General features: G+C 68.3%; 14 protein-coding genes. 4 read left to right on the top strand and 10 right to left on the bottom strand.

Features of this window, described 5'->3' with window-relative positions; all coding sequences use genetic code 11:
* The first annotated feature begins 18 nt into the window (after window positions 1–18).
* From ACNKFW_RS08375 to ACNKFW_RS08360, 4 genes are all read left to right on the top strand, one after another.
* Complete coding sequence (locus ACNKFW_RS08375; RefSeq protein ID WP_024843075.1) at window positions 19–1,098, top strand: ABC transporter substrate-binding protein; 1,080 nt, start codon at window positions 19–21, stop codon at window positions 1,096–1,098.
* 98 nt (window positions 1,099–1,196) lie between these two features.
* Window positions 1,197–2,276 (top strand): ABC transporter substrate-binding protein, encoded by a 1,080-nt coding sequence (locus ACNKFW_RS08370; protein ID WP_024843074.1) that lies wholly within the window; start codon window positions 1,197–1,199, stop codon window positions 2,274–2,276.
* 71 nt (window positions 2,277–2,347) lie between these two features.
* The gene (locus tag ACNKFW_RS08365; protein ID WP_036764673.1) at window positions 2,348–3,649 is read left to right on the top strand and encodes an ABC transporter permease; all 1,302 of its coding nucleotides are present in this window, start codon (window positions 2,348–2,350) and stop codon (window positions 3,647–3,649) included.
* A 5-nt stretch (window positions 3,650–3,654) separates the two neighbouring features.
* Window positions 3,655–4,608 carry an ABC transporter permease gene (locus ACNKFW_RS08360; protein WP_024844960.1) on the top strand — a complete coding sequence of 318 codons (954 nt, stop codon included), beginning with the start codon at window positions 3,655–3,657 and terminating at the stop codon, window positions 4,606–4,608.
* A 35-nt stretch (window positions 4,609–4,643) separates the two neighbouring features.
* Here the strand turns inward: ACNKFW_RS08360 and ACNKFW_RS08355 are convergent, their stop codons facing one another.
* From ACNKFW_RS08355 to trpC, 10 genes are all read right to left on the bottom strand, one after another.
* Entirely contained in the window at window positions 4,644–5,588 is a 945-nt protein-coding gene (locus tag ACNKFW_RS08355) for an AEC family transporter (protein WP_147428142.1), read from the bottom strand.
* Window positions 5,585–6,385, bottom strand: coding sequence for an MBL fold metallo-hydrolase (locus tag ACNKFW_RS08350; RefSeq protein ID WP_024844962.1), 801 nt, complete (start codon window positions 6,383–6,385; stop codon window positions 5,585–5,587). The genes ACNKFW_RS08355 and ACNKFW_RS08350 overlap by 4 nt, the downstream gene beginning before the upstream one ends.
* Window positions 6,382–7,179: a TatD family hydrolase gene (locus ACNKFW_RS08345; RefSeq protein WP_147428141.1), complete on the bottom strand. Its 798-nt coding sequence runs from the start codon at window positions 7,177–7,179 to the stop codon at window positions 6,382–6,384. The genes ACNKFW_RS08350 and ACNKFW_RS08345 overlap by 4 nt, the downstream gene beginning before the upstream one ends.
* A 12-nt stretch (window positions 7,180–7,191) precedes the next feature.
* Window positions 7,192–8,274: a DNA polymerase III subunit delta' gene (locus ACNKFW_RS08340; RefSeq protein ID WP_167521810.1), complete on the bottom strand. Its 1,083-nt coding sequence runs from the start codon at window positions 8,272–8,274 to the stop codon at window positions 7,192–7,194.
* An 11-nt stretch (window positions 8,275–8,285) separates the two neighbouring features.
* A complete protein-coding gene (tmk, locus tag ACNKFW_RS08335; protein WP_024844965.1) occupies window positions 8,286–8,885 on the bottom strand; it encodes a dTMP kinase in 600 nt (199 codons plus the stop codon).
* Between the two features lie 14 nt (window positions 8,886–8,899).
* Complete coding sequence (locus tag ACNKFW_RS08330) at window positions 8,900–10,057, bottom strand: D-alanyl-D-alanine carboxypeptidase family protein (protein WP_147428139.1); 1,158 nt, start codon at window positions 10,055–10,057, stop codon at window positions 8,900–8,902.
* Window positions 10,058–10,162: 105 nt separating this feature from the next.
* Window positions 10,163–10,861: a transcriptional repressor LexA gene (lexA, locus tag ACNKFW_RS08325; protein ID WP_024844967.1), complete on the bottom strand. Its 699-nt coding sequence runs from the start codon at window positions 10,859–10,861 to the stop codon at window positions 10,163–10,165.
* A 111-nt stretch (window positions 10,862–10,972) separates the two neighbouring features.
* On the bottom strand, window positions 10,973–12,145 hold the full coding sequence (gene glp, locus ACNKFW_RS08320) for a gephyrin-like molybdotransferase Glp (protein WP_418024122.1): 1,173 nt from the start codon (window positions 12,143–12,145) through the stop codon (window positions 10,973–10,975).
* An 11-nt stretch (window positions 12,146–12,156) separates the two neighbouring features.
* The gene (gene moaC / locus ACNKFW_RS08315) at window positions 12,157–12,630 is read right to left on the bottom strand and encodes a cyclic pyranopterin monophosphate synthase MoaC (protein WP_024844969.1); all 474 of its coding nucleotides are present in this window, start codon (window positions 12,628–12,630) and stop codon (window positions 12,157–12,159) included.
* Window positions 12,627–13,418, bottom strand: coding sequence for an indole-3-glycerol phosphate synthase TrpC (trpC, locus tag ACNKFW_RS08310; RefSeq protein WP_147428137.1), 792 nt, complete (start codon window positions 13,416–13,418; stop codon window positions 12,627–12,629). The genes moaC and trpC overlap by 4 nt, the downstream gene beginning before the upstream one ends.
* Between the last annotated feature and the right edge of the window lie 7 nt (window positions 13,419–13,425).

Below are 13,425 nucleotides of genomic sequence, written 5' to 3'. Positions count from 1 at the left end.
AGGAACCAGGGAGTTATGATGAAACGCACGCTGATACTGTCCTCTGCGCTGGTCGTCGTCGCGGCTGCGGCCCAGGCGCAGGACAAGCAGGTGAACCTGCTGTCCTGGGGCGGCGCTTATGGCATGAGCCATGTCGAGGCCTATGCCAAGCCCTTCGAGGCCCAGACCGGCATCAAGGTCGTGGTCTCGGATGCCGACAACCCGGCGACCCCGGTCAAGGCCCAGGTCGAGGCGGGCAATGTCTCGATCGACCTGGCTTCGGTCGAATATGCCGATGCCGTGCGGCTTTGCGACGAGGGGCTGCTGGAGGAAATCGACCCGGCGATCCTGACCCCCGCCGCCGACGGCACCGCCGCCGCCGATGACTTCATCGAGGGCGCGATCACCGAATGCTTCGTGGGCACGGATGTCTATTCGATGATCCTGGCCTATGACGACAGCAAGTTCCCCGATGCCAAGCCCGCCGGTGCGGCCGATTTCTTCGACACGGCCAAGTTCCCCGGCAAGCGCACCATGCGCAAGGGCGCCAAGTTCAACCTGGAATTCGCGCTGATGGCCGATGGCGTGGCGCCCGACCAGGTCTACGAGGTGCTGGGCACCCCCGAGGGCGTGGACCGGGCCTTCGCCAAGCTCGACACCATCAAGAACGACGTGATCTGGTGGGAAGCCGGCGCGCAGCCGCCGCAGCTGCTGGCCGATGGCGAGGTCTCGATGGCCTTTGCCTTCAATGGCCGGATCTTCAACGCCGCCCAGCAGGAGGGCAAGCCCTTCAAGATCGTCTGGGACGGCCAGATCTACGAGATGGAGGGCTGGGTCATGCCGAAGGGCGCCCCCAACCCCGAGGCCGCGAGGGAGTTCATCGCCTTCTCGACGGCGCCCGAGCAGCAGGCCCGCGCCGCCGAGTTCATCAGCTACGGTCCGCCGCGCACCTCTGCCGCCGCCCTGGTCGGCAATATCGAGGGCACCGACGTGCCGATGGGCCCGAACCTGCCCACCTATGCCGAGAACCTGGAAAACGCGCTGGCCTCGAACCTGGATTTCTGGGTCGATCACGACGCCGAGCTGCAGGAACGCTTCAACGCTTGGCTGGCAAACTGACGCATGCGGTCCGCGGCGGGCAGACCGCCGCGGCCATCCCCAAGCCCGAAACGGGCAGGAAGCGGCCAAAGAGCCGCAAACACCAACGGGAGTAGAACATGAAAACCACATTGATCCTGACCTCGGCGCTATGCAGCCTTGGCCTGGCGGCGCAGGCCCAGAACAAGGAGGTCAACGTCGTCTCCTGGGGCGGCGCCTATGAGCGTTCGCAGGTCGAGGCCTATAACATCCCCTTCGCCGAGCAGACCGGCATCAAGGTGAACATGCTGGCCGCCGACAACCCGGCCACGCCGCTGAAGGCGCAGGTCGAGGCGGGCAATATCACCGGCGACGTGTTCGACATCGAGGTCTCGGACGCGATCCGGCTTTGCGACGAGGGCGCGCTGGTCGAGATCGACCCCGCCATCTTGCCGCCCGCCCCCGACGGCACCCCGGCGACCGAGGATTTCATCCCCGGCGCGCTGCAGGAATGCGCGGTCGCGAACATCTTCTGGGGCACGGTCATCGCCTTCGACACCACGAAGTTCGACGGCGAGAAGCCCTCGACCGCGGCGGATTTCTTCGACACCGCCAAGTTCCCCGGCAAGCGCGGCCTGCCCAAGAACCCCAAGCGCACCCTGTATCTGGCGCTGATCGCCGACGGCGTGGCGCCCGACCAGATCTACGAGGTGCTGGCCACCCCCGAGGGCGTGGACCGCGCTTTTGCCAAGCTCGACACCATCAAGCGCGACGTGGTTTGGTGGGAGGCCGGCGCCCAGCCGGTGCAGCTGCTGGCCGATGGCGAGGTGGTGATGGCCACCGGCTATAACGGCCGCTTCTTCGACGCCATGGTCGGCGAGGGCAAGCCCTTCGAGATCATCTGGGATGGGCAATACATGGACATGGACATGTTCGCCATTCCCAAGGGTTCGCCCAATCCCGAGGCGGCGCTGGAATACCTGAAATTCGCCACCGCCACCGAACAGCTGGCCAACCAGGCGAAATACATCGCCTATGGCCCGGCGCGCAAAAGCTCGGCGGCGCTGGTCGGGCTGTTCCAGGACGGCAAGACCGAGATGGGGCCGCATATGCCCACCAGCGAGGAGCATATGAAGACCGCCGTCATGGACGACCCGGAGTTCTGGGCCGATCATTCCGCCGAACTGGCCGAGCGTTTCAACGGCTGGCTTGCCAACTGACCTGCGCAATGCCGCGGCCCGGACCGTCCGGGCCGCGGCCTCGACCCCGGATTGCCCGACAAAGGACCAAGATGGCCAAAGCCCTCGACCCCCATGCCGCCATCGTCACCGAGGCCGGCGGCCTTGACCAAGGCGGAACGCTGAAAACCGCGGACGGCCGCCCGTTGAAGGCAGCCTTGGCGCGCAGCTCGCGCCGGGCGCGGCGGCGCGCCTTCCTGCTGGTGCTTCCGCTTCTGCTGTTCGTCCTGATCACCTTCGTGGTGCCGATCGGGCAGATGCTGCAGCGTTCGGTCAAGAACGACGGCTTCTCGGCCAACATGCCGCAGCTCAGCGCCTGGTTCCACGACAACCCCCGCGGCACCGAGCCCGACGATGCGGCCTGGGCGGCGCTGGCCGCCGACCTGACCGCCGCCGCCCAGGCCCGCACCGTCGGCGTGGTCGGCACCCGCATCAACTACGACATGCCGGGCACGCGCTCGCTGTTCACCTCGGCCGGCCGCCAGGCGCGCGGCGGCATCGAGCCGCCCTATCGCGAGGCGATCCTCGAGATGGACGCGAAATGGGGCGACCCGCGGCTGTGGTCGGTGATGCGCGAGGCCTCCTCGCCCTATACCACCAACTTCTACCTCGCGGCGGTGGACCGCACCCGCGACGAGCAGGGCGAGGTGGTCGCCGCCCCGGCGCAGCAGCAGATCTACGGCAAGCTGTTCCTGCGCACCTTCTGGCTGTCGCTGGCCATTACCGCCACCACCTTCCTGCTGGGCTTTCCCGTCGCGCATCTGCTGGCCACCCTGCCGATGCGGCAGTCGAACCTGCTGATGATCCTGGTGCTGCTGCCGTTCTGGACCTCGCTTCTGGTCAGGACCACGGCCTGGATCGTGCTGTTGCAGCAGCAGGGCGTGGTCAACGACGTGCTGGTCTGGCTGGGGGTGATCGGCAACAACCAGCGGCTGCAGATGATCTTCAACCAGACCGGCACGATCATCGCCATGACCCATATCCTGCTGCCCTTCATGATCCTGCCGCTCTATTCGGTGATGCGCACCATCAATCCCAGCTATGTGCGCGCCGCGCGCAGCCTGGGCGCGACCAGCTGGACCGCCTTCCGCCGCATCTATTTCCCGCAGACCCTGCCGGGGCTGGGGGCGGGGGCGCTTCTGGTCTTCATCCTGGCGGTGGGCTATTACATCACCCCCGCGCTGGTCGGCGGCTCGTCGGGGCAGCTGATCTCGAACATGATCGCGATGCACATGACGCAGACGCTGAACTGGTCCATGGCGGCGGCGCTGGCGGCGCTGCTGCTGGGCGGGGTCTTGATCCTCTACTGGGTCTATGACCGGCTCGTCGGCATCGACAACCTGAAACTGGGATAACGGCCATGGCGCTTCCAACCTACGCATCGCCGCTGGAGAAGGTCTGGCACTACACCTATCTGGCGATCTGCGGCGCGATCTTCTTCTTCCTGATCGCGCCCATCGTGGTGATCATCCCGCTGAGCTTCAACGTCGAGCCCTATTTCACCTTCACCGACCGGATGCTGTCCTTCGACCCCGACGGCTATTCGCTGCGCTGGTACGACAGCCTGCTGACCTTCGGCATGGCGCGGCCGGACGCGCCGCGCGACCTCAGCTGGTGGGCGGATGCCTGGCGGAACGCGAAATGGGTGAACGCGGCGAAAAGCTCGATCATCATCGGCTTCTTCTCGACCATCCTCGCCACCGTGCTGGGCACGCTGGCGGCGCTGGGGCTGTCGCGGCCCGAGATGCCCTATCGCCGCGCGATCATGGCGATGCTGATCTCGCCCATGATCGTGCCGATCATCATCACCGCGACGGGGATGTTCTTCTTCTACTCGAACCCCTGCGAGCCCCTGACCTGGATTGGCCTGAACCCGGAATGCGGCCGGCTGGCCGGTACCTATCTGGGGGTGATCCTGGCCCATGCCACGCTGGGCATTCCCTTCGTGATCATCACGGTGACGGCGACGCTGATCGGCTTCGACCAGTCGCTGAACCGTGCGGCGGCCAGCCTGGGGGCGAACCCGCGCACCACCTTCTTCCGCATCACCATGCCGTTGATCCTGCCTGGCGTGATCTCGGGGGCGCTGTTCGCCTTCGTGACCTCCTTCGACGAGGTGGTGGCGGTGCTGTTCATCGCCGGGCCGGACCAGCAGACCATCCCGCGCCAGATGTGGAACGGCATCCGCGAGCAGATCTCGCCCGCCATCCTTGCCGTGGCGACGCTGCTGGTGATCTTTTCCATCGCGCTGCTCACAACCGTCGAGTTGCTGCGGCGAAGATCCGAACGGCTGCGCGGCCTGACGCCGAGGTGAGGGCGGACGCCGCCCTTGGGGGCGGCGTTTGCGCATCAGGGCAGGGCGGCAAGCCAGAACCAGACCGTCAGCATCGACAGCCCCGTCGCCACCAGCACCGCCGAGGCCGAGACGCGCTTGGCCACCCCGTAAAGCGCGGCGAAGAGATAGGCATTGACCCCCGGCGGCATGGCGGCCGTCACCACGGCCGAGCGCATTTCGGCCAGGTTCAGCGCGAAGATCCGGCCCAGGCCGAAGGTCACGGCCGGATGCAGCAGCAGCGAGATGCAGCAGCACATCGCGATGGCCCGCGCCTCGCCCTCGGGGCGGTAGCGATAGAGCACGCCGCCCAGCCCGAACAGCGCCGCCGGCAGCGCGGCGCTGGACATCATCCGGACAGCGGCCCAGAAGCCCTCGGGCATGACCAGCCCGGCCTGGGTCAGCAGATTCATGGCAAAGCCGCCGAGGATGCCGATGACCAGCGGCGTGTGCAGCACGCCCGACAGCGCCCGCAGCGCCACCCCGCCCACGGACAGGTTCTGGCCCCGCGCCCGGGCGAATTCCATCGCGGTGATGCCGAAGGTGTAAAGCAGCGGCGAATGCACCGAGATGATGGTAAAGTTGCCCAGCATCGCCTCGGGGCCATAGGCGCGTTCGGTGATCGGCACGCCCAGCAGCAGCGAGTTCGAGAACAGGCAGACGAAGCCGATGGCGATGGCGTCCTCGATCGGCCGCCTCAGCCAGTAAAAGGACAGGCCGGTTCCCAGCGCAAAGGACAAAAGCGCGCCGCTGTAAAAGGCCAAGAGCAACAGTGGGTTGTAATTCGCCCCCAGGTCCAGCCGGGCGATGGCGCCGAACAGCAGTACTGGCAATGCGAAGTTCTGCGCAAAGCGCATGACACCATCGACCGCCACCTCGGTCAGCCATCTGCGCCAGCAGACCAGGTAGCCGAAGCCAACCACCAGGAACACCGGCAGGATGACGTCGAAAAGCGCGGTCATATCAGCTCGATCCGCATGCCGTCATGGGCGGGCACGACGTTTTCGGGCGTCTCGCGCATGACGGCGTCGTAATCCAGGTCGACATGCATGTTGGTCAGAACGCCGCGCGCGCAGCCCGAGCGGGCGATCCATTCCAGCGTCAGCGCCAGATGGGCGTGGCTGGGATGCGGGATGCGTCGCAGCGCGTCGCAGATGAACACCTCGCAACCCGTGATCACCGGCCAGGCTTCCTCGGGAATCGCCAGCACGTCGGGCAGGTAGACCAGGCTCTGCTCGACCCCGCCGATGCGGAAGCCGAGCGCGTTCATGTCGCCGTGGTTGACCTCGAAAGGCGCCAGCTCGATGCTGCCCCCCGCGCCCTCGATGGCGAAGGGGCCGCGGATCGGCTGCAAATCGCAGATTGGTGGATAGGAGGAACCCGGCGGCGTTTCGAAGATATAGCCGAAGCGGGTCTTCAGCGCCGCCGCGGTCGGCTGGTCGGCCCAGACCGGCATCCGGCGGCGCATGTTGAAGACGATCTGCCGCAGGTCGTCGATGCCGTGGATATGGTCGGCATGGGCATGGGTATAGGCGACCGCATCCAGCTCGGCGACATCGGCATCCAGCAGCTGCGGCACCAGGTCGGGCCCGGTGTCGATCAGCAGCCGCGTCACCCCGTCATGGCCATGGCGCTCGACCAGAAGCGCGCAGCGGCGGCGGCGGTTGCGCGGATTGGCCGGATCGCATTCGCCCCAGCGATTGCCCAGCCGAGGCACGCCGCCCGAAGAGCCGCAGCCCAGGACGGTGGCGCGGATCATGCCGCGGCCTTGCGAAACAGCCGCTCGAAGTTCAGCGTGGTGAGGCTGGCGAATTCATGCTCGGTCATGCCCAGCAGCTCGGCGCCGACCTTGGCGGTATGGGCGACGAAGGCCGGCTCGTTGCGCTTGCCGCGATGCGGCGGCGGGGCGAGATAGGGCGCATCGGTCTCGACCAGGATGCGGTCGGCGGGCGCGGCGGCAAAGATCTCGCGGATCGAGGTGCTGCGCGGGAAGGCCGCGATGCCGGACATGGACAGGTAGAAGCCCAGGTCCAGCGCCGCCCGCGCCAGGTCCCGCCCGCTGGTATAGCAATGCATGACGCCGGTGAAGGCGCCGGCCCGATGTTCCTCGGTCAGGATGCGGGCCATGTCCTCGTCCGCGTCGCGCGAATGGACGATCAGCGGCAGGCCGGTGCGGCGCGCGGCCTCGATATGGATGCGGAGGCTTTCGGCCTGCACCGCGGCGCTGTCGGCGGTGTAGTGATAGTCGAGCCCGGTCTCGCCGATGCCGACGAAACGCGGATGGCGCGACAGGGCGACCAGCTCCTCGACCGTGGCCAGCGGCTCTTCGGCGGCATGCATCGGATGGGTGCCGGCGGCATAGAACACGCCGGGATGGGTTTCGGCGATGGCGCGCACGGCGGGTTCGTTGCGCAGCCGGGTGCAGATGGTCACCATGCGGGTCACGCCCGCCGCATGGGCGCGCGCGACCAGTTCGGTCTGTTCGCCCTCGAAATCGGGGAAGTCCAGGTGGCAATGGCTGTCCACCAGGATGGGAAGATCGGGTTCGGGCATGGTTGGTTTCCGTCAGACGGCGGGCTGGTTCGCAAGCCCGACCAGCATATCCAACACCAGCGCGGAAGGGTCAAGGTTGACCGCCCGCCCGGCGCGGGCCCGCGCTGACAGCTCGGCCTGGGCGGCCGCCCAAAGCCGTGCCACCGCCGGATCGGGGGCGATGCGGCTCAGCACCTCGGCCTCGCCCTCGGCCGCCTCGGGCAGGGGGGCGCCCAAGAGGCCGGTGCGCGCGGCGCGAGTCAGAAAACGGTCGAGAAGGGTTACGACCAGGTCGAAGGGATCGCCCTCGGCCCCCGCGCGTCCCGCCGCCAGTTCGGCCAGGGCGGCGGCGGCGCGGCGGTCCATGCGCGGATAATCGGCGAACAGCCCGGCGATGCGCTGGTAAAGCGCCAGCCCGTCCTGCCCGGCCAGCCGCAGCGCCTCGCCGATCGAGCCGCCGGACAGCGCCGCCAGCCGGGCCGCGTCATGGTCAAGGCCGAGGTCGTGCAGAACCCGGCCCATGTCCTCGGGGCTCAGCGGCTGCAGCCGCAACTCGCGGCAGCGCGAGCGGATGGTCGGCAAAAGCCGCGCCGGCTGATGCGCGACCAGCAGCAGCGTCGCTTCCTGCGGCGGTTCTTCCAGCAGCTTCAGCAGCGCATTGGCGGCGGCCTGGTTCATTTCGTCCGCGGCGTCGATGATGGCGATGCGCCGCCCGCCCTCGGCCGCGCTCATGTGGAAGAAGCCCTGCAGGCGGCGGACCTCGTCCACGGTGATCTCGGCGCGCAGGCGCAGGGTCTTTTCATCCACCGGGCGCCGGACCAGGTGCAGCCGCGGCTCGGACAGCGCGCGGATGCGGCGGACGGTGGGATCGTCCTGCGGCGTGGTCAGGTCGGGCGACGCGGCACCGCTCAGCAGCCATTTGGCGATGGTCCAGGCCAGCGTCGCCTTGCCGGTGCCGCGTGGCCCCGAGATCAGCCAGGCATGGTGCAGCCGATGCGCCTGGGCGGCGGCCAGGAAATCCGCGACCGCGGCGTCCTGGCCGATGATGCGCGCCGCCTCGCGGGGATGGGGCGCGCCCGGCACGCGGTCGGGTTCGGGCAGCGGCTCGTCGCTGATGCCGGGCCGGCTCATGTCAGGGCGGCCAGTACGCGGGCGGCGACCTCGTCCTCGCTGCCGCGGCCGTCGATCACCCGGATGCGTTCGGGCGCCTCGGCAGCCAGCGCCAGGAAGCCCGCGCGCAGCTTCTGCTGGAAGCCCAGGCCCAGCGTCTCGAACCGGTCCTCGGCCCCGCCGCGGGCCTGGCCGCGGGCCAGCGCCACCGCCGGGTCGATGTCGATGATGAAGGTGCGGTCGGGCTCGATGCCGATGGTCAGCCGGTGCAACTCTTCGACCAGCTGGCGCAGCTCGGCGCGGGCGAGGCCCTGGTAGACTCGGCTGGAATCGGCGAAACGGTCGGTCACGATCCAGGCGCCGCGGTCCAGCGCCGGTCGGATCAGCCGCTCAACATGGTCGCGGCGGGCGGCGGTGAACAGCAGCAGCTCGGTTTCGGGGGACCAGCGTTCGCCCGCGCCCTCGACCAGCAGGCGGCGGATCTCCTCGGCGCCCAGGCTGCCGCCGGGTTCGCGCGTCAGCAGCGTCTCGGTGCCGCGCGCGTTCAGCGCCTGTGCCAGCCGCCGCGCCTGGGTGGATTTTCCCGATCCGTCGATGCCCTCGAAACTGATGAACATGGGTGGCTGCGGCGTCAGTTGCGCATCGCCTGGACGGCCCTTTCGCCCAGGCGGAAGGCTGCGCTTTGCATGCGGCCCAGCACGCCGGTCCGGGCGACGTTGCTGGCTGCGAACAGCGGCAGGCGCGATTGTCCGGCGCCGGGAATGTCCACGATCAGTTCGCCCAGCCGGTCGCCTTGGGCGATGGGGGCTTCGATGGGGCCGTTGAAGACAGCTTCGGCCTTGACGCCCGCATGCGAGCCGGCGGGGATCAGCACCCGGACCCCGTCCTTGGTGGTCAGTCCGACGCGGCTCTTGTCGCCCAGCCAGACCGGGGCCTGGACCACGATCTCGTCCTTGGGGATGATGGTGCGCATGGTGAACTGGCGATAGGCCCAGTTCACGATCTGCTCGGATTCCTCGGCGCGGGCCTTTTCACTGGGCAGGCCGGTGATGACGAAGACGATGCGCCGGTCGCCCTGTACGGCCGAGCCGACAAGCCCGTAGCCCGCCTCCTGCGTGTGCCCGGTCTTCAGCCCGTCGGCCTTCCAGTCGCCGGTTCCAAGCCGCAGCAAGGGGTTGCGGTTGCCCGCATTCGAGGGCACCCGCCCCTTGTAGTTGTATTCGGTAAGGGCGAAGTTCTTGTAGAGTTCCGGGAACTCGGTGATCAGCCGGGTGGCGAGCAGGCCCAGGTCGTGCATCGACATCCGGTGCTGGGGATCCGGCCAGCCCGAGGCGTTGACGAAATGCGAGTTCGTCATGCCCAGCTGCCGGGCGCGCTCGTTCATCAGCCGGGCAAAGGCTTCTTCGGTCCCGGCCAGCCCCTCGGCCACGACGACGCAGGCATCATTGCCCGAATTGATGATGATGCCGTGGATCAGATCCTCGACCGTCGGCCGATCTGCCGGTTCGACGAACATCTTCGACCCACCCATCTGCCAGGCCTTGGTCGAGACGGGAAAGGTCGTGTCCATCGCCACCCGACCGTCGTGCAGTGCCTCGAACAGCATGTTCAGGGTCATCAGCTTGGACATGGAGGCCGGCGGCAACGGCTCGTCGGCGTTCTTTTCCATCAGCACGGTGCCGGTCGCCACGTCATAGACCCAGGCTGCACGGGCCGTGGTGTCGAAGGCCTGCGCCGGCAGCGCAAGCAGCATGGCCAGAGCGAAGATGCGGAACGTCAGTGCGCGCATGGATTATCCTTGACCTGTCGCCTTTGGCCCATGGTTATCCCAGCCGGCCGAGACCCGCAACGCCGCCCGGCGATCTGTGCCGCGCAAGTGAACGGTGGTCGCCGCCTAATAGCTGCGGATCAGCCCCACCAGCCGGCCCTGGATCCGGACCTTGTCCTCGGGCAGCATGCGGGTTTCGTAAGCCGGGTTTGCGGCTTCCAGCGCGATCATGCCCCCCTTGCGGCGATAACGTTTCAGCGTGGCTTCGAAACCCTCGATCAGCGCCACCACGATATCGCCGTTTTCGGCCGCGTCCTGTTCGCGGATCACCACCACGTCGCCGTCGTTGATCCCGGCCTCGATCATCGAATCGCCGCGCACCTCAAGCGCGTAATGACGATCCTGGCCCGAGAGCATCGAGCCGGGCACGGCGATGTGATGTGAGATTTCCGAGATCGCCTCGATCGGGACGCCGGCGGCGATGCGGCCCATCACCGGCAATTCGATGGCCGAGACGGAGACGTCCATGGCGCCGCGCGGCAGGGGAGCGGGACGGTCGGGAACCACCCCTTCGATCACGCGGGGCTGGAAGCCCGGACCCTTGCTGAGGCTGTCGGGCAGGCGGACGATTTCCAGCGCGCGGGCGCGATGCGGCAGGCGGCGGATGAACCCGCGTTCTTCAAGGGCGGTCACGAGGCGATGTATTCCCGATTTCGAGCGCAGGTCCAGCGCGAGCTTCATTTCGTCGAAGGACGGCGGCACCCCGTCGCGAGCCATCCGCGCCTGAATGAATTCAAGAAGCTGGATCTGTTTCTTCGTCAGCATGCTCTGCCCCCGATCTGCTGCGGCCGCCATCATGTTCATCGAATGTTCTAGCGCGCCCCGTCCCATGCGTCAATCGTTATGGCGATTCGGGTAAATTTCCGGTTAACCGGGCTAGAGCGGCAGGTAGCCCATGCGCTCGCCGGCCCGGCGTGCCGGGTCGTGTGCGGGACGGATCAGCAGCGCGTCGGCCTCGGCCAGAAGCCAGAGCCGGGCGGAATCCTGGTCGCCGAAGGGCTCGATCCGGGGCAGTGTCTCGCCGGGGGCGAGGCGGGCGCGCAGATAGTGCTGCCGGTCGCCCTCGGGCGGCAGGTCGCGGGCGAGCGTCGCCTGCAAGGGCTCGGGCCCCGCCGGCAGGCCCTGCATGGCCCGGATCAGCGGCTGCATGAAGAGTTTCGCGCAAACCACGGCAGAAACGGGGTTTCCGGGCAGGCCCAGCATGGCGGCGAGGCCGATCCGCCCGGCCATCAGCGGCTTGCCCGGCCGCATGGCCAGCTTGTAGAAGGCCCGCTCCATGCCGAGATCGGCCGCCACCTTGCCGATCAGGTCGTGATCGCCCACCGAGGCGCCGCCGATGGTTACGATCAGGTCGCACCCTTGGGCCTGGGCAAAGCGGTCGCGCAGGCTTTGTTCGGTGTCGCGGGCGAGCGGCAGGATGACGGGATCGGCCCCGGCTTCGCGCGCCAATGCCGCGATGGCGAGGTCGTTCGAGCTGATGATCTGGCCCGGCGCAGGCTCGGAGCCGGGGGGAACCAGTTCGTCGCCGCCGGCCAGGACGGCGACGCGCGGGCGGCGCGCGACCGTCACCTGCGGCACGTTCATTGCCGCGATGAGTGCCAGATCGGCGGGGCGCAAGGGGCGCCGCGGCAGAAACTCGGAGCCTTGTGCGAAATCATTGCCCTTGGCGCGGATATTACGACCGTGGCCGGGCTCGGCCACCGTGATGTGGTCGCCTTCGCGCACCACCAGCTCCTGCATGACCACGCGGTCGTAGCCTCCGGGAACCGGCGCGCCGGTGAAGATGCGGATGGCGCTGCCGGGGTGCGTTTCGCCGGCATAGGGCTGGCCGGCGGCGGCGGTGCCGATTACCGGCAAGGGGCCGGGCAGGTCGGCCGAGCGCAGCGCATAGCCGTCCATGGCCGAGGCGTCGAAGGGCGGCTGCGTCAGCCGGGCCACGGCGGGCGCCAGCAGCGCGCGGCCAAGCGCCTCGGCCAGCGCCACCTGCTCTGGCTCGGGGGCGGGTGCAAGGGCCAGGACGCGGGCGCGGGCTTCTTCGACGCTGATCATGGGTTCCCCCTTCAGGGTGCGGCGCGGAACGGGCCGGATTTGCCGCCGGTCTTGGACAGCAGGCGGATGCCTTCGATCCGCATGTCCTTCTGCGCGGCCTTGAGCATGTCATAGACGGTCAGGCAGGCGGTCGAGACGGCGGTCAGCGCCTCCATCTCGACCCCGGTCTTGCCGGCGGTGCGAACGGTGGCGGTGACGCGGATGCCGGGCAGGGCGGGGTCGGCCGCCAGATCGACCGAGACCTTGGTGATCGGCAGCGGGTGGCACAGCGGGATCAGCTCGGCGGTGCGCTTGGCGCCCATGATGCCGGCCAGCCGCGCCACGCCCATCACGTCGCCCTTGGCCGCGCCGCCCTGCGCCAGCACCAGCGTTTCGGGGGCCATGATCACCATGCCCTCGGCCACCGCCTCGCGCGCGGTCTCGGGCTTGTCCGAGACATCGACCATATGCGCCTGGCCCTGGGCGTCGAAATGCGTCAGGCTCATGCGGCAAGACCCAGGATCTGGCGGGTGGCGCCGGTCACGTCCGGCTGGCGCATCAGGCTTTCGCCGATCAGGAAGCGCCTGACCCCGGCCCCGGCCATGCGGTTCAGGTCGGCAGGCGTGAACAGCCCGCTCTCGCAGACCAGGTCGCGATCCGCGGGCACATGCGGCGCCAGGTCCAGCGTCACCTCCAGGCTGACCTCGAAGGTCTTCAGGTTGCGGTTGTTCACCCCGATCAGCGGCGACTTCAGGCGTAGCGCGCGGTCGAGTTCGGCGCGGTCATGCACCTCGACCAGCGCGTCCATGCCCCAGTGGAAGGCCGCATCCTCAAGCTCGGCGGCCAAGGTGTCGTCGACCGAGGCCATGATGATCAGGATGCAATCGGCACCCCAGGCGCGGGCCTCGGCCACCTGATAGGTGTCGTAGAGGAAGTCCTTGCGCAGCGCCGGCAGGGCGCAGGCATCGCGCGCGGCGGTGAGGAATTCGGGCGCGCCCTGGAAGCTGGGGGCGTCGGTCAGCACCGAAAGGCAGGCCGCCCCCCCGGCCTCATAGGCGCGGGCCAGCGAGGGCGGGTCGAAATCCGGTCGGATCAACCCCTTGGAGGGGCTGGCCTTCTTGATCTCGGCGATCAGCGCATGGCCTTGCCCGGCCTTGTCGGCCAGCGCGCGGGCAAAGCCGCGGGGGGGCGAGGCTTCGCGGGCCGCGGCCTCGATGCCCGACAGCGGCCGGGCGGCCTTGGCGGCGGCGATTTCTTCCAGCTTGTAGGCCTTGATGCGGTCGAGAATATCCATGACGTCG

Source organism: Paracoccus sp. TD-10, from assembly GCF_048270675.1.
In the GTDB taxonomy this organism is placed as follows: Bacteria; Pseudomonadota; Alphaproteobacteria; order Rhodobacterales; family Rhodobacteraceae; genus Paracoccus; species Paracoccus pantotrophus.
Note: the sequence above shows the minus strand (reverse complement) of the source record. Positions and strands in the feature narration are given on the sequence as shown.